At 43.2% G+C, this 24,504-nt stretch carries 29 protein-coding genes and 1 other annotated feature; all 29 genes read right to left on the bottom strand.

The features are described 5' to 3' along the window. Nucleotides 1-33: 33 nt before the first annotated feature. Nucleotides 34-1,173: a tRNA guanosine(34) transglycosylase Tgt gene (tgt, locus tag ACGLYD_RS05820; protein WP_067208191.1), complete on the bottom strand. Its 1,140-nt coding sequence runs from the start codon at nt 1,171-1,173 to the stop codon at nt 34-36. Between the two features lies 1 nt (nt 1,174). Further along, complete coding sequence (gene queA, locus ACGLYD_RS05815) at nt 1,175-2,224, bottom strand: tRNA preQ1(34) S-adenosylmethionine ribosyltransferase-isomerase QueA (RefSeq protein ID WP_067208188.1); 1,050 nt, start codon at nt 2,222-2,224, stop codon at nt 1,175-1,177. A gap of 29 nt (nt 2,225-2,253) precedes the next feature. Next, on the bottom strand, nt 2,254-3,264 hold the full coding sequence (ruvB, locus tag ACGLYD_RS05810) for a Holliday junction branch migration DNA helicase RuvB (protein ID WP_187047471.1): 1,011 nt from the start codon (nt 3,262-3,264) through the stop codon (nt 2,254-2,256). Between the two features lie 133 nt (nt 3,265-3,397). Continuing rightward, the gene (gene ruvA / locus ACGLYD_RS05805) at nt 3,398-4,003 is read right to left on the bottom strand and encodes a Holliday junction branch migration protein RuvA (protein WP_187047470.1); all 606 of its coding nucleotides are present in this window, start codon (nt 4,001-4,003) and stop codon (nt 3,398-3,400) included. A 287-nt stretch (nt 4,004-4,290) separates the two neighbouring features. After that, entirely contained in the window at nt 4,291-5,526 is a 1,236-nt protein-coding gene (locus tag ACGLYD_RS05800) for an ATP-binding protein (RefSeq protein WP_354314540.1), read from the bottom strand. Between the two features lie 188 nt (nt 5,527-5,714). Next, nucleotides 5,715-6,443, bottom strand: coding sequence for a YebC/PmpR family DNA-binding transcriptional regulator (locus tag ACGLYD_RS05795; protein WP_067208179.1), 729 nt, complete (start codon nt 6,441-6,443; stop codon nt 5,715-5,717). An 11-nt stretch (nt 6,444-6,454) separates the two neighbouring features. Then, nucleotides 6,455-7,324, bottom strand: a complete 870-nt coding sequence (locus ACGLYD_RS05790) for a phosphotransferase (RefSeq protein ID WP_067208177.1) — start codon at nt 7,322-7,324, stop codon at nt 6,455-6,457. A 7-nt stretch (nt 7,325-7,331) separates the two neighbouring features. Then, a complete protein-coding gene (locus tag ACGLYD_RS05785; protein ID WP_399631857.1) occupies nt 7,332-8,447 on the bottom strand; it encodes a LysM peptidoglycan-binding domain-containing protein in 1,116 nt (371 codons plus the stop codon). A gap of 436 nt (nt 8,448-8,883) precedes the next feature. Continuing rightward, a complete protein-coding gene (pheA, locus tag ACGLYD_RS05780) occupies nt 8,884-9,774 on the bottom strand; it encodes a prephenate dehydratase (protein ID WP_067208171.1) in 891 nt (296 codons plus the stop codon). A gap of 15 nt (nt 9,775-9,789) precedes the next feature. After that, nucleotides 9,790-10,245 carry an ACT domain-containing protein gene (locus ACGLYD_RS05775; RefSeq protein WP_067208168.1) on the bottom strand — a complete coding sequence of 152 codons (456 nt, stop codon included), beginning with the start codon at nt 10,243-10,245 and terminating at the stop codon, nt 9,790-9,792. Nucleotides 10,246-10,302: 57 nt separating this feature from the next. After that, nucleotides 10,303-11,595, bottom strand: coding sequence for a GTPase ObgE (gene obgE / locus ACGLYD_RS05770; RefSeq protein ID WP_067208165.1), 1,293 nt, complete (start codon nt 11,593-11,595; stop codon nt 10,303-10,305). Nucleotides 11,596-11,606: 11 nt separating this feature from the next. After that, nucleotides 11,607-12,125: a Spo0B domain-containing protein gene (locus ACGLYD_RS05765; RefSeq protein ID WP_067208162.1), complete on the bottom strand. Its 519-nt coding sequence runs from the start codon at nt 12,123-12,125 to the stop codon at nt 11,607-11,609. A gap of 284 nt (nt 12,126-12,409) precedes the next feature. After that, nucleotides 12,410-12,700 carry a 50S ribosomal protein L27 gene (rpmA, locus tag ACGLYD_RS05760; RefSeq protein WP_067208159.1) on the bottom strand — a complete coding sequence of 97 codons (291 nt, stop codon included), beginning with the start codon at nt 12,698-12,700 and terminating at the stop codon, nt 12,410-12,412. A 15-nt stretch (nt 12,701-12,715) separates the two neighbouring features. Continuing rightward, entirely contained in the window at nt 12,716-13,042 is a 327-nt protein-coding gene (locus ACGLYD_RS05755) for a ribosomal-processing cysteine protease Prp (protein WP_067208156.1), read from the bottom strand. Nucleotides 13,043-13,048: 6 nt separating this feature from the next. Then, nucleotides 13,049-13,357: a 50S ribosomal protein L21 gene (gene rplU, locus ACGLYD_RS05750; RefSeq protein ID WP_399631851.1), complete on the bottom strand. Its 309-nt coding sequence runs from the start codon at nt 13,355-13,357 to the stop codon at nt 13,049-13,051. Between the two features lie 13 nt (nt 13,358-13,370). Beyond that, nucleotides 13,371-13,444 (bottom strand) — a sequence feature (ribosomal protein L21 leader region). Nucleotides 13,445-13,486: 42 nt separating this feature from the next. Then, nucleotides 13,487-14,098, bottom strand: a complete 612-nt coding sequence (locus tag ACGLYD_RS05745; RefSeq protein WP_067208151.1) for a M50 family metallopeptidase — start codon at nt 14,096-14,098, stop codon at nt 13,487-13,489. Then, nucleotides 14,095-14,646: a hypothetical protein gene (locus ACGLYD_RS05740; RefSeq protein ID WP_156475998.1), complete on the bottom strand. Its 552-nt coding sequence runs from the start codon at nt 14,644-14,646 to the stop codon at nt 14,095-14,097. The genes ACGLYD_RS05745 and ACGLYD_RS05740 overlap by 4 nt, the downstream gene beginning before the upstream one ends. Nucleotides 14,647-14,916: 270 nt before the next feature. Next, nucleotides 14,917-15,915 carry an NERD domain-containing protein gene (locus ACGLYD_RS05735; protein ID WP_354314546.1) on the bottom strand — a complete coding sequence of 333 codons (999 nt, stop codon included), beginning with the start codon at nt 15,913-15,915 and terminating at the stop codon, nt 14,917-14,919. Nucleotides 15,916-16,162: 247 nt separating this feature from the next. Then, nucleotides 16,163-16,960, bottom strand: coding sequence for a septum site-determining protein MinD (minD, locus tag ACGLYD_RS05730; protein WP_067208143.1), 798 nt, complete (start codon nt 16,958-16,960; stop codon nt 16,163-16,165). 1 nt (nt 16,961) lies between these two features. Next, entirely contained in the window at nt 16,962-17,633 is a 672-nt protein-coding gene (minC, locus tag ACGLYD_RS05725) for a septum site-determining protein MinC (RefSeq protein ID WP_067208140.1), read from the bottom strand. A gap of 22 nt (nt 17,634-17,655) precedes the next feature. Further along, complete coding sequence (mreD, locus tag ACGLYD_RS05720) at nt 17,656-18,180, bottom strand: rod shape-determining protein MreD (RefSeq protein ID WP_067208137.1); 525 nt, start codon at nt 18,178-18,180, stop codon at nt 17,656-17,658. Continuing rightward, nucleotides 18,177-19,064 (bottom strand): rod shape-determining protein MreC, encoded by an 888-nt coding sequence (mreC, locus tag ACGLYD_RS05715; protein ID WP_067208135.1) that lies wholly within the window; start codon nt 19,062-19,064, stop codon nt 18,177-18,179. Before mreC ends, mreD begins: the two co-directional genes overlap by 4 nt. 19 nt (nt 19,065-19,083) lie before the next feature. Further along, nucleotides 19,084-20,100, bottom strand: a complete 1,017-nt coding sequence (locus tag ACGLYD_RS05710) for a rod shape-determining protein (RefSeq protein ID WP_067208132.1) — start codon at nt 20,098-20,100, stop codon at nt 19,084-19,086. Between the two features lie 146 nt (nt 20,101-20,246). Next, nucleotides 20,247-20,918, bottom strand: coding sequence for a DNA repair protein RadC (radC, locus tag ACGLYD_RS05705; RefSeq protein ID WP_082786810.1), 672 nt, complete (start codon nt 20,916-20,918; stop codon nt 20,247-20,249). Between the two features lie 16 nt (nt 20,919-20,934). Beyond that, entirely contained in the window at nt 20,935-21,549 is a 615-nt protein-coding gene (locus ACGLYD_RS05700) for a Maf family protein (protein ID WP_399631843.1), read from the bottom strand. A gap of 95 nt (nt 21,550-21,644) precedes the next feature. After that, complete coding sequence (locus ACGLYD_RS05695) at nt 21,645-22,292, bottom strand: hypothetical protein (RefSeq protein ID WP_067208126.1); 648 nt, start codon at nt 22,290-22,292, stop codon at nt 21,645-21,647. A 149-nt stretch (nt 22,293-22,441) separates the two neighbouring features. Further along, entirely contained in the window at nt 22,442-23,197 is a 756-nt protein-coding gene (locus tag ACGLYD_RS05690; RefSeq protein ID WP_399631840.1) for a prepilin peptidase, read from the bottom strand. After that, nucleotides 23,194-23,877 (bottom strand): pilus assembly protein PilO, encoded by a 684-nt coding sequence (locus ACGLYD_RS05685; protein ID WP_399631838.1) that lies wholly within the window; start codon nt 23,875-23,877, stop codon nt 23,194-23,196. The genes ACGLYD_RS05690 and ACGLYD_RS05685 overlap by 4 nt, the downstream gene beginning before the upstream one ends. Then, nucleotides 23,870-24,502 carry a fimbrial assembly protein gene (locus ACGLYD_RS05680; protein WP_399631835.1) on the bottom strand — a complete coding sequence of 211 codons (633 nt, stop codon included), beginning with the start codon at nt 24,500-24,502 and terminating at the stop codon, nt 23,870-23,872. The genes ACGLYD_RS05685 and ACGLYD_RS05680 overlap by 8 nt, the downstream gene beginning before the upstream one ends. Between the last annotated feature and the right edge of the window lie 2 nt (nt 24,503-24,504).

Genomic DNA, 24,504 nt, shown 5'->3' with positions numbered 1-24,504 from the left:
TCCCCCCTTCAATCAAGATTCATTATACTAGATTTAAAAGTTTTTTGCATTCGGTTTATTAAATCCGTAGCTCTCAAAAAATTCTTCACGGAAATCTCCCAGTCGATCATGGCGAATTGCATCCCTTACTTGCTCCATTAAATTAAGTAGGAAGTGGAGATTATGATAAGAAGTCAGCCTGATTCCGAAAGTTTCATCCGCTCTGATAAGATGGCGAATATAAGCCCTGCTGTACGTTTTACAGACATGGCAGCTACATTTTTCATCAAGAGGACGGAAATCACGCTCGAATTTCGCATTGCGGATATTCAAACGTCCTTCACTCGTCATAAGCGTACCGTTTCGAGCAATACGAGTCGGTAGGACACAGTCAAACATGTCTATACCGCGGATAGCACCGTCAATAAGTGAGTCAGGCGAACCTACACCCATCAAGTAACGCGGCTTGTCCTGTGGTAGAAGCGGTGTTGTGTGTTCAAGGATACGGTTCATAATATCTTTCGGCTCGCCAACAGACAAGCCGCCGATTGCATAACCTGGGAAATCAAGTGACACAAGATCTTTTGCACTTTGAGCACGTAAATCCTCAAACTCGCCACCTTGTATAATGCCGAATAGTGCTTGATCTGCCGGACGTGCATGTGCTCCTAGGCATCTTTCAGCCCATCTAGATGTCCGTTCAACGCTGGCTTTCATATATTCACGCGTTGCAGGGAACGGCGGACATTCATCGAAAGCCATCATAATATCTGCGCCTAGTGAATTCTGAATTTCCATCGCTTTCTCGGGGCTAAGGAACAATTTACTACCGTTCAAATGATGTCTGAAATGGACACCTTCCTCTTCGATTTTACGGAATTCGCTTAGTGAAAACACTTGAAAACCGCCTGAATCGGTCAGAATCGGTCTATCCCAGTTCATGAACTTATGTAGTCCGCCTGCCTCTTCAATGATATCCTGACCCGGACGAAGCCACAGATGATAGGTATTACTTAAAATAATGCCTGCTCCGACTTCTTTCAGCTCTTCAGGTGATAATGTTTTGACAGTTGCCTGTGTACCAACCGGCATAAATGCTGGTGTTTCAAATGAACCGTGTGGTGTATGGACGATTCCAAGACGTGCTCCGGTTTGTTTACAAGTTTTGATGTGTTCGTATGTAACTGCTGTCATTTTATGATTCCTTCCTTTGTGACGGTTTTATGAACATTGCATCTCCAAAGCTGAAGAAGCGATATTTTTCCTCAACCGCCCTGTTATATGCTGCTAAAATATGTTCTCGAGTTGTTAGCGCTGAAATCAGCATGATCAACGTCGATTTAGGTAAATGAAAATTGGTTAATAGTCCATCCAAAATACTGAATGTATAACCTGGATAGATGAAAATCGACGTCCAGCCGCTTGAAGCCACAATTTTACCGGCATTTTCCGAAGCGATTGTCTCTAGTGTTCTCGCAGACGTCGTACCGACCCCTATGACGCGTCCACCTTGTGCTTTGGCTTCATTTATTGCATCCGCTGTTTGTTCAGTGACATGATAATATTCGGAATGCATCGTGTGATCCTCAATTGTATCTGCACTGACTGGACGGAATGTGCCAAGACCGACATGCAGTGTAATGAATGCGATATTGACGCCTTTATTCTGGATACTTTCTAGGATTTCATCGGTGAAATGAAGTCCTGCAGTCGGTGCTGCTGCCGAACCTCGTTCTTTGGCGAACACAGTCTGATAGCGTGCTTGATCATCCAGCGTTTCAGTAATATATGGTGGTAGTGGCATCTGCCCAAGTTCATCTAGGATTTCATAAAAAATACCGTCATAGATAAATTTGAATGTACGGCCACCTTGTTCCAAAATCCCCGTGCACTCTGCTTTCAGACGTCCGTCACCAAAAGTGACAATCGTACCAAGTTTCACACGTTTCGCAGGTTTTGCTAGCGTCTCCCACTCGTCATCTGCCGTTTGCTTCAATAGTAACACTTCAATCATGGCTCCAGTATCTTCTTTCACACCCATTAATCGAGCAGGCAGCACCCGCGTATCATTGAGTACGAGCATATCTCCCGACTCTAGCTCTTCGAGAAGATCACGAAAATGACGGTGCTCTACTTCCCCTGTTTTTGGGTCAAGCACCATAAGACGGCTTGCTGTGCGATCTAGTAACGGTGTTTGTGCTATTAGATTATCTGGTAAATCGAAATCAAAATCATTTACATCCATCGTCTATAAATTCTCCCTTTATAATTGAATTAGAAATCGTTGTGCTCGGGAATTGGATAGCCAAAATGTTCATATGCAAGACGAGTCGCAATCCGCCCACGCGGTGTCCGTTGGATAAAACCGATTTGAAGGAGATACGGTTCGTAGACATCTTCAATCGTTACCGATTCCTCGCCAATACTTGCAGATATCGTATCAATTCCAACAGGCCCGCCACGAAAGCGCTCAATCATTCCCGTAATCAACTTATGGTCAATATGATCAAGACCACGTGAATCGACTTGCAGCATTTCTAGTGCTTCATTTGCCATTTCCATTGTAATGCTCCCGTTGCCTCTTACTTGTGCATAGTCACGCACACGGCGCAACAGTCGGTTTGCAATACGCGGGGTGCCGCGAGAACGGCGTGCTATTTCTACTGCAGCCTGTTCATCAATTGCTACTTCAAAAAGGCCTGAGCTTCGAATGACAATTTCCTTGAGCGGCGCAACTTCGTAATACTCGAGGCGCAGTGGAACACCGAAACGATCACGTAGCGGCGCCGATAATGCTCCTGCACGGGTTGTCGCACCAATCAGTGTGAATGGCGGCAAATCAAGTCGGATAGAACGCGCAGAGGGCCCTTTTCCGACAACGATATCCAAACAGAAATCTTCCATGGCAGGATACAGCACTTCTTCGATTGTACGGTTCAGCCTATGGATTTCATCGATGAATAATACATCCCCTGGTTCGAGAGATGAAACGACCGCTGCGAGATCGCCAGGGCGTTCAATTGCAGGGCCACTGGTCATGCGGATATTGACGTCCATCTCATTGGCAATGACCGTTGCAAGCGTCGTCTTACCGAGACCTGGTGGTCCATACAATAGGACATGATCCAAACTTTCGCTACGGCCTTTTGCTGCTTCGATGAAAATACCGAGGTTTTCCTTCACTTTTTCCTGTCCTATATACTGACTAAGAAATTGCGGTCTAAGCGATTGTTCAAAACGTTCATCGAAATCCGATGCTTCTCCGGAAATAACACGTTCCTCCATTGTCCGCCCCCCTTTCTGCCGTTGCTATATATGTTGAGATAAAGAATTCCATTGAATTCGCTACGGCTACCACTTGTAAGGCGCCTTCGCTTAGTTTAAACACGGGATTCATTACTTCAATTTATCCATACAATTAGTTCTGTTTTAATAATAACCGAAGTGCCATTTTCATGTAGCCTTCTGTATCGAGTTCTTCTTTTTCTAATTTAGGTTTCACTTTTGTCAGCTCGCGCTGTGAGTAACCGAGTGCTTCTAGTGCAAGTATTGCTTCATCAAGTGCACCATTTTCCGCCATTGTCAGAAGTGTGATATCCTCATCTGGCATGTCCATCGCATTAAATAGATCATACAACTTCCCTTTCAAATCGAGGATCATCTGTCGTGCCGTTTTTTTCCCAACTCCCGGAAATTGAACAAGGAACGTTTCATCCTCCCGTTCGATTGCACCAATTACTTGTGAAGGGACGCCGCTAGCAAGTATTGCCAAGGCACCTTTTGGACCAATACCGGATACCGTGATCAATTTTTTGAACAACTCCCGCTGTTCCAAGGATTTGAATCCAAGAAGCAACTGAATATCTTCACGTACATGCAGATAAGTAAATACTTGTTGGATTTCTTCTGTTTTATGAAAAGCATACGGATTGGGCGTCATGATGAGCCAGCCAATCCCACCCTGTTCGAGTGTGATATGTTCAGGCGTCACACGTGTGACCTGCCCTTTTATGTAGTCGTACACGCTACTCTCCCCCTATATATAGAACCGATTATACCATACGAACGCACTTTCTACCTTTAACTTGAATCTTCAGAAGTTCCTGCTGATTAGTGGAACTCAGACTGAAAACACCGTATCCAGTGGCAAGCCCATTTCAAAAAGTGGACATAATTATAACCAGGCGTAGTTGATTGATGGTTGGTATGCAAAAGAAAAGATGACCGCTTTATCGGCGGTCATCGGTCATTCACTCACATTAATCTAGATTACACTTATCATAGCAATTACCACACTATTTATCAATACAGTTATACAGGTATGTATAACAGAAAAGTTGTTCCCTTCCCTACCGTACTTTTCACTTTAATTTCCCCTTTAACATTCCTGATTGTGCTATAAACCATGAACATTCCAAGGCCTGTTCCTTCTGTTTTTGTAGAATAATAAGGTTTTCCCATTTGTGAAATCCCTTCTCTTGTCATGCCGCTCCCACTGTCTTGAATCTTTATCAAGATTTTTTTCTTGTGTTCCGACACATCGACATAAAGCACACCACCGTGATCCTGCATTGATTCGATACCATTTTTAACTAGATTAATGAGACATTGCTGCATCTGATTTTCATCATATGTTGCTTTCAGCGTATTTGTTGAACGAACAAGGATTTCAACTCTATTCCTCTTCGCATACGGTTGCATAATATTCTCAACATACTTTATATCTTTTGCAAAATCAGAGAAAACCATATTTTCACATTGTGGTTTCGAAAACGTTAAAAAGTCACTGACAATAGTTTCTGCTCGTCCTAATTCTTTCAACGAAAATTCGATATATATTTTTTCATCCGCATTAATCGTTTTGGACTCATTTAACAGTTGGAGAAATCCGCGTGTTACAGTAAGTGGATTTCTGATTTCATGAGCAATACTTGCCGAAAAATGACTAACGTCTCTCATTCTTTCTGCTTGCACATATATTTCGCGCCTTTTGATGTTAGAGATAATTTTTTCAATTAAAGCCATTAGTATAAAGGTCGCCATTAGATAAGTGCTAAGCGTATAAAATACCAAGTACCAAAATTCGCTTGTCAGTTTCGGAAATTTAAAGCTCAATGTGAAAAAGTAATACGTCATAGTAAGAAAAGTGACGCAGATTGCAATAAAAATTCGCCATCGCGAGTTTTGTTGCTTAAATTTCGCACTTAATAACGGTACCAAAATAAGGACCGCCGTCGAGAGAGCAAGCGACTGAAAAATCCCATCTCCACCGATAAAGAACCGATACACATTTAGAATTATATAAAGTGGAAAGGCCATTTTGTATCCGCCAAAAAGGGCGACAATAATAAACGGAACATATCTTAAATCAACGATATATCCTAACTCCAATTTAATTGGGAATGCCATACAAAAAACGAGCGTCACAGAGGACAGTAACATAAGCAAATATTTATTAATATTAGTCAACCCATTTTCAATGAAAATTACAGCAATCAGAATCGGAAAGAGTAAAAACAAAAAGTTCAATAATAATGTTTCAATCAAAAGAAATCACCTTCCCACGACTCCTATTACGTAATTACTGTTTTTCTAGATGCACAGACACAATTAGATTGTACACTAGTTTACTGATTGATATGTATATTATTTTCACTGTTCATCTATCACAATAAATATCCATCCACCATTCTTAAACGGTGGATGGATATTAGAATGAATCCTATTTAAAGGGTTTAATCTTGGTCTTCCGCATTATGGTAGATATCCTGAACGTCCTCATCATTTTCGAGTACTTCGAGCATCTTTTCAAATTGCTCTTCAGCATCTTCGCTAAGGACCGTGTACATAGAAGGAATCATCTCGATGTCCGCCGAAATGAATTCGATTCCTTCCGCTTCAAGGGTCTCTTTCACTGTTAAAAAGTCCGTTGGTTGCGTAATAATTTCAAAGCCATCTACTGTCGACTCAATATCATCTGCACCTGCTTCAAGCGCCGCCATCATAACTGCATCTTCATCAGTACTGTCCGTCCGTTCGATGAAAAGACGTCCCTTTCGGTCAAACATATAGCCTACCGAACCACTTTCACCGAGATTACCGCCGTTTTTGCTGAAGGCGACACGCATATTCGGCGCAGTTCGATTACGGTTTTCTGTTAAGCAGTAAACAAGTACTGCCACTCCTCCAGGACCATATCCTTCATAGATTACTTCCTCATAATTTTCATCCGCGCCAGCACCCGTCGCTTTATCGACTGCACGTTTAATCACGTCGTTTGGAACATTAACGCCTTTTGCTTTTTCAATAGCCAAACGAAGAGATGCGTTCGATTCTGCATCAGGTCCGCCTGCTTTTGCGGCTACAAAAATTTCTTTCGACATCTTTTGGAAAACCTTACCGCGTTTTGCATCTTGTGCGCCTTTACGGTTTTGGATATTTTTCCATTTAGAATGCCCTGCCATAACCTTACCCCCTATGTGTTAATCCGTTCTACATCATACCATAATTTTGGCCAATGTGAGAGTGCGGACTCAGTAAAGGGGACCAGTTGCTTCGCCTGTCTTTCTCTTCCAGACGGTGACAATGTGAAGAAATGAAGCCATTCCCGAAGAATTTCATTTGGAAATAGAAGCAGTGTCTTGGAAGCATAATTCAGTCTTCGAAGCGACGGCTGTTCATCAAACAGAAAATCAATGTCGTATCCTATTTGTGGCAACACTCGATGAATCCAGAGCGCAATTTCAGTACCGGCTGGCCCCGTACTCGCTAGATCGAAATCGATGAAACGGATGACGCCATCTCTATCACGCAATATATTATGATGGACGACATCACCGTGAAGCAATGTACCATTCAGATTGTCTTTATAAGTTTTCTTCACTGCGCTAATCGCGTTCAATGCATAAAATAAGATTTCATCGACAAGGCCTTTTCCAATATACGCCTCACACTCTCCACCAATTTCGCGGAAACGGCTGATCCGGTCTTCCCACTTCGCGATAAGGGGGTACGGATGCAGATAGGGTGAGGCGTGCCAGTCGAGTTGTGCTTTTGTTTCATGAAGTGCATGAAGAGCAGCAAGCGAATCCGTCCGATCTGCCCTTTTCTTGAAGTTGACTGCCTTCGCACCATCCAACCATGGCTGAACAAACGTCAGTTGATTCTCTTGGGACACTACATCTACAATATGCGGGAAAGAAACAGAATGAAGAGCTTCATGTACACGTTGTACTTTCATCGCGGTGGAGTTGGACTGATATCGTTTCACCGAAAAGCGCTTGCCATCACTCTCTAACTTCCACACATTATCTTTTATTTTTTCTAATTTCCCATCCAGCGCCATATGCCGGTCAATACGCTCCGAACCAGTTGGAACCTTGATTAGGAGGCATTCCAGAATAAGGAGTTGCCTGTTGCATGCATGAAGGGCAATTGCATGGATGACCATAAAAGATCGGGACCATCATTTGCTGACGATGTTGTTGGTGCTGACCCTCGCAGCCACACCCTTGATGATAACCTGGTTGCGGCATTGCAGGATAACCGAATTGTCCGGGATTCCATTGACCTTGTACAGCTGGTGATATAGCCTGCGGTACGTAGCCCGGCCCAGGTGGACACGGAGCAGATGGTTGCAGGTCAATTTCAGGTGATTCTTCATACATATACTCTGGTGAATACTCAGCGGCTGGTTGCATAACCATTTCAGCCGTCTCTTCAAACATAAAATCAGGCGATTCGAGCAACTGCCACCCTTCTACCATAGGTATTTCTAAAGGAGATGTTGCAGGGCCTTGGCCAGAGAAAATCGGTGATTCTTGTTCATACATCGGAAATTGAGTCGATGGTAAAGGAGCGTGGTGCATCGGTTGTTCTTGCCTTGGCATCGCCTGGATTTGCCCCGAATGCATGAACGGGAAACAATCTGCGTCAAAAATCGGCATCCACCCACACGGAATACCTATCATCGGATGAGCAAATGTTTGTGGCGGATGCATTGGCATTGGCATCGGCATTGGTGTTGGTGTTGGCGTTGGTAACGGTATGGGAGCTGGCACTGTTGGTTGTACTGCTGGTGGTGGTGCTGGTTTTGGTGGTGTTGGTTTGGATGGTGGTACTGGTGTTGGCGGTCTTGGCGTTGGTGCTGGTGGTCTCGGTGCTGGTGCTGGCGGTATTGGGACTGGTATCGGCTTTGGTGTCGGTGGTTTTGATGTTGGTGGTTTTGGCACCGGTATTGGCGGCGACGGTTTTGTACCCTTTGGAGGATGCGGCGTCACCGGCCCTTTCCCTTTTTCAGGATGTTCAGCATTATGCTGTCTTTTTGGCAAGAAAATTTTCATTCCAGGAACAATATAATCTGGATTAGCAAGATGCGCATTCACCCGCTTTAAATCTTCAAACGGGATACCGTATTGACGCGCAATCTTCCATAGCGTATCCCCTTTTACAACAATATGGACTTCCACTTAAAAATTTCCCCCTTCCGTCAATCCATCGTATGAACGGACGCCCGTCTGTGTGACGCTCATCTTTAACGAGATATCCTCTCTTGCCATGTATATGCGGATGTGGGTTATTTATTCTAAAGAAAAGCGGAAGACGCCGTTTAGCCCCGACAAGTAGGAGGGATGGAGTTCAATCCCTCCCTGCTGTAGTTCTTGAAGATAAAGGCGTACTATGCCTTTTCTGTAAGACTGAAACGACTCGAGGGGCTGGCGCTCAAGTCTAGACACTAAGAAAAGCGGAAGGCACCTTGGTAGACCCGAAAAGCGCTGGAGTGCCTTAAGTGAAAGGCGCTTTTTGCCTTTAACTTAAGGACTGAAGCGACTCGAGGCGCTAGGCGCTGGAGTCTAGACACTAAGAAAAGCGGATACTTTATTTCCCAATAAAAAACCATCACTGTCATATTGAATGACGTGACGGTAGTTGGTCGTATATGAAATATGAACCGAATGAACGAGCAGTACAATTCAGTGCGCTGAGTTCTTCCATCGCACCTTTCATCATCGGGTGGTCTTCGGATTCCATTACATCGATAATGAAGAAGTAATTGCCAAGTCCTGTTTTTAATGGCCTTGATTCAATTTTACTTAAATTGAGTCTGCGCCATGCAAAAACGGATAAAACCTGGTGCAGCACACCTGAACGGTCATCTTCTGGTAATTTTACCATTAATGTCGTTTTTAGATTTGCAGAATGGCCATTTGTTTCCAAACTTTCTTTTCGCAGGGATAATACGACGAATCGCGTATGGTTAAAATGAAAATCGTGAATATTCTCCTCTGCGATATGTAGACCATATTTTTCAGCCGCCAACTTATTTCCGATTGCCGCAACCTTCACTTCCGGGTTTTCGGAAATATATTTGGCAGCTGCCGCCGTGGAGGTCGTCTGGATAAGCGGGACACGACGGTAATGGTATTGCAAATATTTATGGCATTGCGCAAGGGCATGGGGATGGGAATTGATGGATTCGATTTCAGTGATAAAAGGAACTTGCTTTTTATTGACCATAAGATGCTGTTCGATTGGTATCGATATTTCAGCATTGATGAACAAATCTGCTCCATGGAACAAGTAATCGATGGTCATCGGAACGGATCCTTCCAACGCATTTTCAAGCGGGACAATCGCATAGGCGACACGCCCTTCCGCCACAGCCTCTATACAATCCGGTATCGTAGGTTGAGGTATCAATCCCGAATTTCCAAAAAGAGTGCTTGCCGCAACGTGCGTGAATGATGCTTCCGGCCCTAAATAAGCGACAGTCGGCGTATATCTTTCATTTCCCATACTAGTATCCTCCCATCAGAGTGCACCTGAACTGATTAAGACAACTGAATCGACAAAGTCAGGTGCTTTCAACCGTTGCAGGAACTCTTCCATTTTTATGATCATTTCTGTTACATCGAGTGACAAAGTAATATTAGCCCGTGCTTGAACAGGAATGGTCTGATGAATTGTCAAGACATTACATTTTGACTCAGAGACAATCTGCAACAATGTCGCAAGCGATCCTTTCCGGTCTTCCAGCTGAATGAAAATCGTTAGGATACGCTCACGTGCAATTGATTCGAACGGATAAACAGTGTCACGGTATTTATAAAATGCACTACGGGATAATCCTACCCTCTTCGTGGCATCTTGTATCGTCGATTCCTCTCCGCTTGCCAAAAGCCTTTTCGCTTCTAACATTTTCAGCATCGATTCTGTCAGTACGTCTTCCCTTACAAGATAAAACTGACCTTCCCCCAACTGCTTCATAGGATATCCCCCTTCGTGCGTAGCTTTTGTCATTTTTTAGTCATTCATTCCACCTGATTAATCTACGAAGTCAAATTCGAAGTCAAGAAGTCGCACAGTATCTCCATCTTTCGCGCCACGTTTACGGAGTTCATCATCTACACCCATAGCACGCAATTGTCTCGCGAATTTACGTACGGATTGGTCAAAGTTGAAGTCGGTCATTTTGAACAGACGCTCAATTGTATAGCCCGACAATACGAATGCGCCATCATCATCACGCGCCACTTTAAACAACTCTGCTTCTCCATCATATTTGTACAGAACTGAGTTCTCTTTGTCTTCGTCCTCAATTTCATGCATCGGGAATTCCGGTGTCGTTTCAAGGAGATTTGCAACCGCATGTAGCAATCCGTCAAGTCCAGTTCTTGTGAGTGCTGAAATTGGGAAGATGAGTGCATTGCTGTCATTCAGTTTTTCCTTGAAGACTTTTAGATTCTCTTCCGCTTCAGGCATGTCCATTTTATTTGCAACAATGATTTGCGGACGTTCTGTTAAACGTAAGTTGTATTGTTCTAACTCCTCATTAATTGTCAAGAAGTCCTCGAATGGTTCACGTCCTTCAAGGCCGGACATATCAACAACATGGATGATGACGCGTGTCCGTTCGATATGGCGTAAGAACTGATGACCGAGACCAATACCTTGGTGCGCTCCTTCAATCAATCCCGGAAGGTCAGCTAGCACGAAGCCGCGGTGATCATCCGTTTCAACCATGCCCAAATTCGGAACAAGTGTCGTAAAATGATAATCTGCAATTTTCGGTTTTGCAGCGGAAACAACAGATAATAACGTCGATTTCCCTACACTTGGGAAGCCAACTAGTCCTGCATCCGCTAGCACTTTCAATTCCAGGTTAATTTCTTTATTAGCGCCCGGCTCACCTTTTTCAGATAGTTCAGGTGCAGGGTTTGACGGAGTTGCGAACCGGCTATTCCCACGTCCTCCACGACCGCCCTTAGCAATGATTGCTGTCTGACCGTGCTCAACGAGGTCAGCGATGATTGAACCGTCCTCTGCGTCTGTCACAATCGTACCAGGTGGGACTTTGACAACTACATCAGTTGCGTTTTTCCCATGCATATTTTTACTGCCACCGTGCTCACCGCGTGGCGCCTTGAAATGACGTTGGTAACGGAAATCCATAAGTGTCCGCAATCCTTCATCCACGATGAAAACAACGTTAGCACCTTGTCCTCCATCACCACCGGCTGGACCGCCATATGCGATATATTTTTCTCGACGGAAAGCAACCATTCCATCACCACCGTCGCCGCCTTTTACATAAATCTTTACGTGATCGACAAACATTTATTTTCCTCCTATTGTCCACTAATTGTGAACGTCCATTGATTTTGCGAAAGTGTCTCTTCAACTGTAATGTTTCCGAGTGCCACCGGTTCTAACAGATTTTTTTTCATGTGGGCATGCACAGTAATCGTAATTGACCAACTTTCGGCTGTTGCCTGCACATCGATCTGCGTTTCGTACTCAGAAGTCGGGTCCAATGTTTTTTCAGCTTCACTAAACATTCGTTCTAAATAAGTTACAACTGCCGCATCATCAGCTTCCCGGATTCCGGATGCTATTGTACACGTCATCGTTTTTGTAAAAGCACCATATAGCCAGTCGAACGTAGTGAGCCATATCTCAACGGCTGGAAGTCCGAGCCTTTCTAATAATGCCACTTCACGCATACGATTGGTTGCTTCCAAGATCTTTTGTTTTGCTTCCGGTAGTTTATCAAGATCGATATAGAGCAAGACTAATTGAAGTTCATTTAAAAAATCATGTCTTGCAAATTTCAGCGCTTCCGCCGTGGTAAGTTTACTGTTCCCCATTCCCATTCACCGCCAACAATTTTCATGTATATAGTATAGCATCTGTTGCCTAGAAATGCGCAAGACGCCGTTTAGACGCTAAAAGCGCTGGAAGGCTTGAACATAAAGGCACTCTTTGCTTTTTCATCAAGTAAGAGGGATGCAGTTCTAATCCCTTTCCACTGAAGCGATGCGAGCAGCTGGCGCCCAGACAACAATCTAAGTAGAAAAAACACATTTTCTTCTCTCGGAAAAAAAGAAAAAGGACTGCATATTCGTATGCAGTCCTTTCTGTCGTACGTATATTAAGCTTCCTGAACTTCAGGGTATACGCTAACTTTCTTTTTGTCACGACCAAAACGTTCGAAACGAACGACGCCGTCAACTTTTGCGAAAAGAGTATCGTCACCACCGAGACCGACGTTTTCACCTGGATGAATTTTCGTTCCGCGCTGACGATAAAGGATTGAGCCGCCAGTAACAAACTGTCCGTCCGCGCGTTTTGCGCCAAGACGTTTCGAGTGAGAGTCACGACCGTTCCGAGTAGAACCTACCCCTTTTTTCGATGCGAAAAACTGGAGATCTAAACGTAGCATGTATGCCACCTCCTACTATTTAAGAATAATTTTTATATGTTGCCCATAGTCATTTTCAATCGTCTGCAATGAAACAATCATCGCCTTTACAATCAACTGTGTATCGTGATCGTTTTCTTCAGTTTCAGGAAAACTGACTTTCAAATAGCCACCGTCAGATCCTTGTTGAATCTCAGGGGTTTTGCCTGTAAGTGCAATAATTGCATTGACAGCACCAAATGATACTGCAGATGCAGCTGCACAGACAAGGTCTTTTCCGTATTCTGCAAAATTAGCGTGGCCTGTCATCTCAAAAGAGTTGATACGACCGGATGATTGTTTCTTGATGATGATCTTGATCATGCCGGCTTACAGGTTAATACCGTCAATGACGATTTTAGTGTATGGCTGACGATGACCTTGTTTTTTGTGATAGTTCTTTTTCGGCTTGTATTTGAAAACAGTGATTTTTTTAGCACGGCCCTGTTTAACAACAGTTCCTGTAACTGTAGCGCCTTCCACGAATGGAACGCCTACTTTCACGTCTTCTCCACCTACGAATAGAACTCTGTTGAAAGTGACAACTTCGTCAGTTTCACCAGCTACTTTTTCAATGTAGATTTCCTGGCCTTTTTCAACTTTGATCTGTTTTCCACCAGTTTCAATAATTGCGTACATACTTGCACCTCCTCTATAATTACAGACTCGCCTTCCAAGGTGATCCATACGGATACTTGTACCTTATCAGCGCGGTTGTAGCACGGGTGCTACAAACAATAACATTTGAATATTACCACGTATATTTAATTACGTCAACCTATTTAATTTTATTTCTGCAAATGCTTTTTCATATTTTCGGAAACGAAAAGCGGAAATGTTTTGAAGCAAGAGGAACGTTGCCAGGAGAATGTAGGGCAATGTCTTAGGTATATCAATTGATAATAGGATAATACTAGCGCAAAGAAGTAGAATTGAATGCAACAAAACGAGCGAGCGTGTGCGATAAACGGAACCTTCTGTTTCGAGCAGCGCACATATTGCCTGTCCACCATCAAGCGGTAGAATGGGAAGTAAGTTAAGCACTAGCAATGCAACTTGAATCCGGATAACTTGGTCGTCACCCGGAAACGGAATCCAAATCGCCATTAATAATAGGAGCAACGTTGCTAAAGGACCGCTGAGCGCGACGAGGAGACGATCTCTTCTTGGTGCCATATGTTTATTCCAAATAACGATTTCGCCACCGTAAGGCATGATTGTACAAGATCGTATGCGCATTCCAGTAAGATAGGCAGCAAGGAGGTGCCCAGCTTCATGAATCAGAAGCGAAATAAAGATAATGGCATAGATCGAAATGCTGCCGGTCATGATTAAAAATAGAAAAAAAGGCAAAAGAACAGGATGAAGCTTAAATTTCATTGTTCCCCGCCCGAAAGATATGTCGGCAAAAGTGACGCATCCATTTTCACACCATCACGCTTTACCTTCAGATAAATCGCCCCCTCATCCATTAGCGCCAGCGTGTCCCCTTTTTTCACAGCTGTATACGGCAGTTTGACAACTTTTCCAACGTAACCATACGTCACTTCATCCCCACTATCATATAACACCGTAACGGTTTTCCCCGATTCGCGGGTGAAACCTGTAAAAATGACAAGCCCGTTCTCTTGCGCATCAATCGTTAACGGTTGTGTATAGGATACAATCACACCCTCTTTATATGGCTGCATTGATTCATACGCGGAAAAAGGGTCTTCCTGATGGGGATCTGCCATGACCGCGATTTGGTCAGCAGCCGGATCTTTAATTATTGTTGCCACCCATTTTTTCATCGCTATAAAGTCCTTGCCAGACGTGACATACTGCGTAACAGGTTCCCGTATCACACCCGCATCCTCCAACTTCGCCACACCAATCACCCCGAGCGTCAACACAATTGCCATCATCCACTTCGTTCTCCATTTCAACCGGTCACACCACCCGTTTTTTTTAGTATATGACGTAGGTGGGGGGAATATTATGGGCGGTTGAACGGAATTTATCGAAAGTGGGGTTCGTATAGTTCTATTTCTTCGAGAAAAGTTGGGCAGCAAATACCCGTTATCTCTCTTTGGTTGCAACTTTTTGGTTCTAATTGCAACTAGCGAGTTTTAACTGCAACTTCGGGATTTCAATTGCAACTTTCGAATTCTAATTGCAACTAGTCAAACCTAATTGCAAACCTCCTATTTCAACAACTATTTTTTCAACTCTTCCCGAATAAATTCCGATAATAGATGTTTTTCATCTCTAATTTGAAATAATCTATACCTTGTCTTCGCTTTTTTTATTTCAGCATTATTATTAAGAACACGTATCGCAAAGTAAATGGAGTCATGCTGCATGAATTCAATCGCACTTCTACTCGTAATTTCCGGTCCAAATAATAAACGATATTCCTGTAGGGTATTGAGATGAGCATCACGTGATTCCTTTCCGCATTTCCCACAACACCATCGCGAATGCTTTCTTAGCATTGGAATGTAATCACACTTTGGACATCTGACCCCTTTCTTCACTTTATCAACCGAAATATTATAATAGTCAACGATACTAAATGGTTTTTCTAGTCTATCTTCGGTCAAAAGCTCAAATGCCAAACGCTTGCATATTTCATTCGCAATCACACGTTTAGTACGACTCTCTAAAAATTCGATATATTCCACCAGTGAATCAATCGGAATCGTTTTCCAGTTTTCCGATGCTTGCATAACGATCCCCGCACGGCTAACGAATACGATAAGTCCATTGGCGGACATCTCGATCCCTATATTACGAAGAAATGAATTGATAATAGTTGTCGACCGACTTAGCTGCGCTTCCGGGTTCCTCATTCCTTCCTTTTTCCCTTCGTCGTTCAGCCTATAAAAATGTTTATTAACGGGATCAAAATAAAATTCCCCCCGCATATTTTTTATTTCTATTACCAAAATGAAATTAGGATGGATAAGTAATGTATCAATTTGAACTTCCTTTTTTCCAACCTTGATATTCAGATTCTGCAAAACGTAATAGGGCATCTTTAGTTCAAGCTCTTTCAAATAATTATCAACTTTCAATTCACCCGCAAATCCCGCTCGACTATTTTTATAATCAGACTTAATTCTTTTAAACATTTCATCGGATTCCGATATACGTGAAACAAGCGATGCTAGCCCTGCAAAAGCCCCTGGAATACCTCGTTTTTTAATTATCAATCAAAATCTCCTCCTATTTTGAATTTCTCATTGAAAAAGTATCGATTTCTAACTTCAATCGCGGAACCCAATTCATTTACTATCGCTAATTGCAACTCTCAATGCTTAACTTCAACTCTTGAAACCTAATTGCTACAATCCACGTTTAATTGGAACTTTCGAATTGTAATTTCAACTCTTCCATTCTCACCACCTAAAATTCACAAAAAACCCCCAACACAATAAATATGTGCAAGGGGTTTTAGGGTTACTTCACAAATATCGATTTAAGTTTACCGAAGAATCCAGGTTTTCCCGTGGTAAGAGACATAAGCGGAACTGATTCGCCGAGGATACGGCGCGCAATGTTACGATAGCCAATTGCTGCAGGATTCGCTGGATCCATGACGACGGGCTCCCCTTTGTTTGAGGAGGTGATGACGTTCTCATCGTCTAGGATGATGCCAAGCAAGTCGATAGACAAGTGTGTCGTAATATCGTTTACATCAAGTGCATCTCCGCTATTCATGAGATGCCGTCTGATGCGGTTGATGATCAGTTTCGGGGGTTCTATGTCTTCCTGTTCAAGCAAACCAATGATTCGATCGGCGTCACGAACGGCCGAAATTTCAGGAGTAGTAACGACAATGGCGCGGTCTGCACCAGCAATGGCATTTTTGAAACCTTGTTCGATTCCAGCCGGACAGTCAATCAATATATAATCATAATCCCGTTTCAGTTCAGTAACCAAGTTTTTCATCTGTTCAGGATTGATTGCGTTTTTATCAGTAGTCTGAGCAGCCGGCAATAAAAAGAGACCGTCCTCGAAACGTTTATCCTTCACGAGTGCCTGTTGAACTTTGCAGCGTCCTTCAATAACATCCACTAAATCATAGATGATACGGTTTTCAAGGCCGAGAATGACGTCAAGATTGCGGAGGCCGATATCAGTGTCAATCAGACACACTTTTTTACCTTGGAGAGCCAGTGCAGTTCCAAGATTTGCGGATGTCGTCGTCTTGCCGACACCACCTTTACCAGATGTTATTACGATTGCTTCTCCCAAACTAGCTTCCTCCTTTGAATGATGACAGACCAGGCCGAAGAATCCGGAGTTCCTGCAGACGGTCGATGGCAATGAAGCCGTTCGGATGCAAATAAGCACATTCCATTTCTGGTTGTTCCGACAAAATCGTTAACTCATCCGTCATCGTTTCCATTTTGTCCGCGATTATAAGATGTGTTGCTTCAAGCCAAGAAGCCGCGATCACAGCCTTCGTATTGCCGCTCGATCCTGCATGAGCGATCCCCTTCAGTCTACCAAGTACATAAATGCTGCCCGCAGCGACGACGCGGCCATTGGGATTCACGTCACCAATGACAACGAGATCCCCTTCTGCCTGCACAACTTGACCCGATCGCACGATGCCGATGTAGGTTTCAGATTGATTTTCAAGTACTTTTCTATTGCATTCTTCCATCGTGATAACATCACTTTGGATTTTTGATACACGTAAATTTGGAGAATCATGAATCGCGTTCATTATCTCTCGCAATTCTTCTTCATTGCAGTAGCGACTACCCGTATGAACCTGCACTTCCGCAAGTCCTTCCAAGCCGTCTTCCTCCACTTTTCTGCGGAGCTCGGCAATCATGTCCGAATAAGCGCATTTGTCGTCAAGCCGAAGAACAAGACCGTCTTTTGTCCCTTTTATTGTTACATATTGCTGTTTCGTCATTTGCGTCACCCCGCATTTTCTTTTACAAAGTTTCGCCCTGTCGCTCTACTACTCTTTTATAAATAAGTGTTTTGAAAAACCAACCGAACATACCAACGAATATTGAGTTGGCAATTATCGTTGGAATAAGTCTCCCTGTAATGAATTCATCCAATCCAATAGATGTCAATGAAACGAGACTAGCAAAAAAGTATGATAGTACTTCGAGCACGATAATCAGAAGTAAGGCCAAGAACATCACCGTAACAATATGGCGGTGGATTTGGCGAATAATTAGTGTTGCAATAAAGCAGATCAAAGGATAGAGAAATGCATATAATCCAATAATATCAATATGGTACATATCATACAAGAGTCCAAGCACAATTCCGTAAATGATTGCATGTTTTCTACTGTAATAGACAGCTATAAAAATAAGGTACACGATAACAAACCGCGGAACAAGCGTATAGCTATCACTACCAATGTTCACCGGTGAAAACAGACTGAATACAGGCTCTAGGAAAAACAACAATACGGCAATAAGAGGGATGACGGATCGGATCATGATCCATCCTCCCCCTCAGTATCCGCAGAGCTGTCCCCGTCTGTCCCCTGAACAATGGATGAGCGCTTAGCAATGATAACATGGTCCAACAACGAAAAGTCCGCTGCCGGCCGGATATATGCCAACTTCGTCAGTCCATAATCATCTGTCGATACTTCTGTTACTTCTCCAATTAAAAGCCCTTTCGGAAAAATACCACCAAGACCGGATGTTATGACTTTCTGACCGACTTTGACTTCGAAACTAGAGTCAATACGTTTCATAATAAGCTCACTGCGTTTAATGTCGTACCCCTCGATAAGTCCGTAAGTCTTTTCACCTGCAACAACTGCAGCAACACGGAAATTACGATTCTCCGTCGACAATAGCTCAACTGTGGAAGTAAACTTTGTAACAAGTACAACTTTTCCAACTAGGCCATCCGCTGTAATGACCGCCATATTCTTTTCGATACCTTGATTTTCGCCCTTGTCTATGATGATTTTCTCTTCCCACTGGTCAGGGTTCCGCGAAATGACCGTCGCCTGGACCGGATCATAAACACGCAATTCATCTTTTTTGCCGACAATTTCGAGCAGGCGTTCATTTTCTGCTTTCACATCCGCCAGCTCGGCTTGTCCAGAGGCGTATTCGCTTAATCTTACTTTTAAATGTTTGTTTTCTTCATATGTATTCAAAATCCCATCAATATTCCCAATAACGTTTGTTATGTAAAGCGCCGGCTTCGAGAATAGTGACTGCCCGAAGCCGACGACATCTTTCACAACTTGTTCTGGAAGGGAGGCATTCTGCCGGTCTTTGAGGGAGAATGAAATTAATGCCACAAGGATAATGACGCCCACGAGCAGTAATATCAAACGTTTATTTGAAAAAAATCGCGGCATTGCCCATGTCCTCCCTTACTTATCTACCTTGCATTTTTTTGATCAATTCAAAATTATCAAGTGCTTTACCTGTACCGATTGCAACACAATCAAGTGGATCTTCAGCTATGAAAACAGGCATTTGTGTTTCATCAGAAATGACTTTATCAAGATTCTGGAGCAATGCACCACCACCTGTTAGCACAATTCCGCGTTCCATAACATCCGAAGATAATTCCGGAGGTGTTGTTTCAAGCGTCTTCTTCACACCATCAATGATTTGTGCAATTGACTCACGCAATGCTTCTGCGATTTCATCAGAAGAAATTTCGATTGTTTTCGGCAGACCAGTCAAAAGATCACGTCCACGAATTTCCATCTTCTGTGTATCGCCGATTACTTTTGCAGAACCAATTTCAATTTTAATAGCTTCTGCAGTCCGTTCACCGATAGTCAAATTATACATTTTGCGGATATAGCTAATAATCGCGCCATCCATTGTGTCGCCACCGACACGGATTGACTCGCTTGTTACGATGCCGCCAAGTGAAATGACCGCAACTTCTGTTGTACCGCCACCTATATCGACGACCATACTACCAGTAGGTTCCCAAACAGGTAGATTTGCGCCGATTGCAGCCGCAAACGGTTCTTCAATTGTGAACGCTTCTTTTGCACCGGCTTGACGTGAAGCATCGATAACCGCACGCTGTTCAACGGAAGTAATTCCGTAAGGTACACAAATTAGGACGTTTGGCTTTTTCCATGCTCCGCCCGACGTTTTCGTTGCCTCTTTCATGTAATGCTCAATCATTGCTGTCGTAATTTCAAAATCAGCAATGACGCCGTCTTTCATCGGGCGTGTTGCCACGATAGATCCAGGTGTACGACCAATCATATTTCTCGCAGCGCTACCGACTGCTACAATTTCACCAGTATGTGTATTTTTCGCTACTACTGAAGGCTCTCTGAGGACAATGCCTTTTCCTTTAATGAAAACTAATGTATTTGCTGTGCCGAGGTCAATCCCGACATCTCTAGATCCAAATCCAAACAATTGTGTTCTTCCTTTCTGCTAAACCGTTAATTACGGCATTCATGAAATCATACACCATAGTATAACGGATAGAAGAGCAAATTCACAGCGTCACATGTACCCTTATTCATTTTTCGTGCCATTCGAAGCATTATTTCAGAATAAATTTACATATATCCCTTCTCTTTCAGGCTTAAAAACTGGTGATCTCCAATGATAACGTGGTCGAGAACTTCGATGCCCATAATCGAACCCGCTTCAATTAATCTTTTCGTTACTTCGATATCTTCTGGAGATGGTGAGGGGTTTCCACTCGGATGATTATGCGCAACTACAATTGACGCGGCAGACCGCTTTACTGCTTCGCGAAAAATTTCACGCGGATGAACTATGCTGGAGTTGAGGCTACCGATAAAAATAGTCTGTTTATGAAGGACCTCATTTTTAACATTCAAAAAGAGCACTACGAAATGCTCTTGATTGAGTGAGGCCATATCCGTCATTAAATAGGCAGCTGCATCTTCCGGGGATCTTATCGTGTATCGTCCCTCTGAATGCTTACGATACATCCGCTTGCCAATCTCTGCGGCAGCAAGAATTTGGACAGCCTTCGCCTTACCGACTCCTTTTACCAGCATCAGTTCTTCAATCGTAGCGTCTTTCAAGTCTTGGATTTTATCGAATGAGGATAAGATTCGGTTAGCAAGAACAAGAACAGATTCCTGTTTTGTACCTGTGCGTAACAATATCGCAATCAGCTCTTGATTGGACAAACTTTCCGCACCTTGTCTGATGAGTCGTTCACGTGGCCTGTCCGCAATATGTACATCGCGAATCATCATTTTGGGCTGAAGATCAATTGTCAATGAATGATACACCACCATTCAATTCCATAAAGCCCAACTTCCGCATATACTCAGTTAACTTCGCAATTGGCAATCCCATAACATTGTAGTAATCACCATCAATTTTATCCACCAATAATGCGCCAGCCGTCTGAATACCGTATCCGCCAGCCTTGTCCATTGGATCTCCGGATTTCACATATGCGTTAATCAACATATCATCAAGTTCACGAAAAGTAACTTTTGTCTGGACGGAAAATGTACATATTTTATCATCCATAAATACTCCAACGCCTGTTATAACTGAATGCGTTTTCCCTGAAAGCTCTTTTAAAAATACTTGCGCTTGTTCTTTACTTTCAGGTTTCGAATATAATTTGCCTTCATGCACAACAATCGTATCCGCTCCGATTACAATACAATTGGGCTTATCATTCGCTACTGCCTGCGTTTTCATCGCGGCAAGTTGCCGTGCATAGCCTTCAAAGTCGTCATTTTCTACAGCTAAATCCTCAGCCACATTGCTTGGCACGACTGTAAACGGGAAGCCAAGCAAACTTAGAATTTCTTTCCTGCGCGGAGATGCTGAAGCTAGAATAACTGGTTTAACAACTGTAAATTTCATTAGTAATTCCCCCTTTAGCCAATCATACTGGATAAAAGGATTTGTGAAAATTGTCTCAAAATCCTCACAACTCAAATCCGTCCCCTTTTCAAGCCTCAAAAAGTGATTTTAACGCAGTTTTCTGTATGTGAATACTGGGAAAGAAGAAGCAATCTAACGACACGTAAATCCTTCGTAAATGTTGTAATGGTGGTAATATTCTTGTAAAAACCTTTTGTCTTATCATCATCTTTCCCCTCCTTTGTAGTTTCGTCCAAATTATTAATTTTGGCTATTTCTGTTTGCATGAGGACCTCACGCAATTTCCCTGCACCGATTGCCCCGCAGGATGAGGTATCTGCCCTGAATGTTTTCCGATAAGTACCTTCAGACTCACTAGAATCAATCTCATTTTCCGTCAATCCAACAGCGGTCCAAACTAAGTATTTATCGGCCGCCTTTATAACGGCCGCTTTCGATAGAGTTGGATCTTCTGCAATAAATAGAGTTGCAGATTCCGAGGACGAGAATGCCCCATGCTGTTTTGCAAATAATTGTAACGGCTCTTCATCAGGCTTTGCTGAATTTTCAACAGGTGCTGGACCCGATGCGGCTAATTCTTTGCCACTGGTCTTTACATCGTCTTTCCCTTTGGTCCCAGCAAGTAGTAGACCAATCACTGCAACAGCTGCGACACCTATGAGGACACCGTGAAGCATCGCCATGAAAACTGTCCCTTTCGAATAACGTTTTCCGAATTTCATTGCTGACCACCCCGTTTTAAGTTTATCTAGCGCCTAGTTGCTTGGGGCATAAGTCTGCCCTAACCAAGGTACTTTTATAGTTAACGGTATCAGAGTGGACATGAAAAAGAACAAGACGTATGTCGCCTTGTTCCAATAAATTTATCGACTTAATAGAATAGATTGCCATACCAAGCGACAAAATCAGCTCCCCAGAAATAAGAGATGACAGCAGCCACTGCAATCGAGGGACCGAATGGGATTGGTGTTTTTCGTCCTTGCCCTGTCCGTTTTAACACGATAAGCCCAACAATAGACCCGATGAACGCCGCTAAAAACAGTGTCACAAGTGTATTCGTCGTCCCCAGCACAAGACCGATAACGAAAAACAATTTGATATCCCCGCCACCCATGCCACCTTTCGACACAATAGCGATGAGATAGAGTACTCCAAAGCCCACTATAGCCCCAAGGAAGCTATCCCACCAAGGTTCAAGGGGAATGATTAACCGCAGTCCGATAAGCACTATAGCGAACGGCAGCAATACCTTATTAGGGATAAGCATATACGCGATGTCCGACACTGTAATGACGACAAGAAGCGACATGAATAAAATTGCGACGACCAGTTCTGAACTGAAACCGAGCATATAAAATGATAAAGCGAACAACACACCTGTCACAAATTCCATGAACGGATAAATAGGGCTGATTTTTGAACCGCATCTTCTGCACTTCCCCTTTAGGAAGATATAGGAAAAGACCGGAACGAGGTCAAGAACCCCCAGTTTTCGGTCACATGTCGTGCAATGGGAAGGCGGTGACACAATTGATTCCTTTTTAGGAACTCTTAGACCCACAACGTTGAAGAAAGAGCCAAAAACGATTCCATAGATGAAAAATAGGCTTGTGATTACAATCGTCATTTGGTATCCCCTGCTTCCACGCCATCATTGAAAGGTGTCGGATCGATTTTCTCACTAGGCGGAGGTGCATCTATTTTCGGAACCTCGTGCTGTAAACCTACTAAATCAGGACGATAAAAAGCGGAAAACGCCACCGTCATCTCTATCAGTCCCTCGTCTAATTGCTGGTCACGAATTTCACCAGGTACATTGATACTGATGGAATCAACGATAAAAACACGTTCCATTTTCTCAATTTCATCGATGAATTTTTCAATCCCCGTGTACGAATCGGATTGAAGAACCACTTCAGTCAACAACTGGTTAATATTCTCAACATTTTCAACAGGATTTTCTATGATAAATTCGCCTTGCGCAAATGTTATGTCTTGTACTAGAGTGCCAGATTTGATTTCCGCTTTGCCGATTTGGAGAAGTACGGCATCTTCTAATGGCATTGACGGTACTTTACGCTGCAATGGCTGCGAACTGGTCGTATCAGTCTGCCCCTTAGCCGCGGACTGCTTGCGAAGAGCAAACAACACGTCCCGCTCATTGGAAGTCGTGAACTTCATCTGCTCATTCGTATCTTTAACAGGTACATACACTTTGAAATAAGAATAGGCTGCAAGTGAAATGAATAACAAAACGGAGAGGATGACTAGGACTATTTCTTTTTGGCGTTTCGTCAAATTAGTCACCCGTATCATCTCCCTCATCCGAACTTTGTGCCTCGTCAACTCCAGCTGTCCCCTCGACCGCAACCCGTTGATCAGTAAATAAAATTGAATAGGTAGCCATATAACGCGGCAGAACATCAGTTGCGCGATTAGTTTCTTCAGTCGATACATTTTCAACTTTCACAGAATCAAGATGAATCTCTGATATGACCTGTGATGATTTTAATCGCGTGTAATAATATGCACTGTCTGGTTTTGTGTCGAATTGGACTATAACCGTCGCCAAATTGGAACCTGTAAAATCAAACGTTTGGAAAAATCCACGTTCTGGCAATAAATTTATAAGTTCATGTAAAAGAGGAACTGTATCAAACTGATAGTCCTCCGCCCAATCTACAGTGGATGCGAGCAACTTTTTCTCGTCACCTGAATCAGTTTGCTGGAGCTCAGAACGGATTTCTTCCTGACTTTCTTGTAGAACTATCAGCTGCTGCTCAAGCGTTTCCGTCTCTTTTGCTAGACTATTAGAAAGCACGAATAAAGCCAACCATAAAAGAACAGCTGCACCTAGAATAGCCAGTGCAGCGATGAGGAGCGTCGACCGCTCCTTCTCTTTTTCAGGTAATAGATTAATATCAACTAACATGT

Origin of the sequence: Sporosarcina sp. SG10008, from assembly GCF_044569405.1 — a bacterium.
Lineage (GTDB): Bacteria > Bacillota > Bacilli > Bacillales_A > Planococcaceae > Sporosarcina > Sporosarcina psychrophila.
Note: the sequence above shows the minus strand (reverse complement) of the source record. Positions and strands in the feature narration are given on the sequence as shown.

What these genes read in the sequence shown, in the direction of transcription:
- ACGLYD_RS05755 (WP_067208156.1), bottom strand. Translation starts at nt 13,042, where the DNA reads ATGATCAAGATCATCATCAAGAAACAATCATCCGGTCGTATCAACTCT.
- ACGLYD_RS05775 (WP_067208168.1), bottom strand. Translation starts at nt 10,245, where the DNA reads ATGAAGCAGTTGGGGGAAGGTCAGTTTTATCTTGTAAGGGAAGACGTA.
- tgt (WP_067208191.1), bottom strand. Translation starts at nt 1,173, where the DNA reads ATGACAGCAGTTACATACGAACACATCAAAACTTGTAAACAAACCGGA.
- ACGLYD_RS05795 (WP_067208179.1), bottom strand. Translation starts at nt 6,443, where the DNA reads ATGGCAGGGCATTCTAAATGGAAAAATATCCAAAACCGTAAAGGCGCA.
- obgE (WP_067208165.1), bottom strand. Translation starts at nt 11,595, where the DNA reads ATGTTTGTCGATCACGTAAAGATTTATGTAAAAGGCGGCGACGGTGGT.
- ACGLYD_RS05680 (WP_399631835.1), bottom strand. Translation starts at nt 24,502, where the DNA reads ATGTTAGTTGATATTAATCTATTACCTGAAAAAGAGAAGGAGCGGTCG.
- ACGLYD_RS05765 (WP_067208162.1), bottom strand. Translation starts at nt 12,125, where the DNA reads ATGGGGAACAGTAAACTTACCACGGCGGAAGCGCTGAAATTTGCAAGA.
- ruvB (WP_187047471.1), bottom strand. Translation starts at nt 3,264, where the DNA reads ATGGAGGAACGTGTTATTTCCGGAGAAGCATCGGATTTCGATGAACGT.
- queA (WP_067208188.1), bottom strand. Translation starts at nt 2,224, where the DNA reads ATGGATGTAAATGATTTTGATTTCGATTTACCAGATAATCTAATAGCA.
- minC (WP_067208140.1), bottom strand. Translation starts at nt 17,633, where the DNA reads ATGACGAAACAGCAATATGTAACAATAAAAGGGACAAAAGACGGTCTT.
- pheA (WP_067208171.1), bottom strand. Translation starts at nt 9,774, where the DNA reads ATGGGAAATGAAAGATATACGCCGACTGTCGCTTATTTAGGGCCGGAA.
- mreD (WP_067208137.1), bottom strand. Translation starts at nt 18,180, where the DNA reads ATGATCCGATCCGTCATCCCTCTTATTGCCGTATTGTTGTTTTTCCTA.
- rpmA (WP_067208159.1), bottom strand. Translation starts at nt 12,700, where the DNA reads ATGCTACGTTTAGATCTCCAGTTTTTCGCATCGAAAAAAGGGGTAGGT.
- ACGLYD_RS05690 (WP_399631840.1), bottom strand. Translation starts at nt 23,197, where the DNA reads ATGACGATTGTAATCACAAGCCTATTTTTCATCTATGGAATCGTTTTT.
- ACGLYD_RS05790 (WP_067208177.1), bottom strand. Translation starts at nt 7,324, where the DNA reads ATGGCGCTGGATGGGAAATTAGAAAAAATAAAAGATAATGTGTGGAAG.
- rplU (WP_399631851.1), bottom strand. Translation starts at nt 13,357, where the DNA reads ATGTACGCAATTATTGAAACTGGTGGAAAACAGATCAAAGTTGAAAAA.
- ACGLYD_RS05700 (WP_399631843.1), bottom strand. Translation starts at nt 21,549, where the DNA reads ATGAAATTTACAGTTGTTAAACCAGTTATTCTAGCTTCAGCATCTCCG.
- ACGLYD_RS05745 (WP_067208151.1), bottom strand. Translation starts at nt 14,098, where the DNA reads ATGAAATTTAAGCTTCATCCTGTTCTTTTGCCTTTTTTTCTATTTTTA.
- ACGLYD_RS05695 (WP_067208126.1), bottom strand. Translation starts at nt 22,292, where the DNA reads ATGAAATTCGGAAAACGTTATTCGAAAGGGACAGTTTTCATGGCGATG.
- radC (WP_082786810.1), bottom strand. Translation starts at nt 20,918, where the DNA reads ATGATTCGCGATGTACATATTGCGGACAGGCCACGTGAACGACTCATC.
- mreC (WP_067208135.1), bottom strand. Translation starts at nt 19,064, where the DNA reads ATGCCGCGATTTTTTTCAAATAAACGTTTGATATTACTGCTCGTGGGC.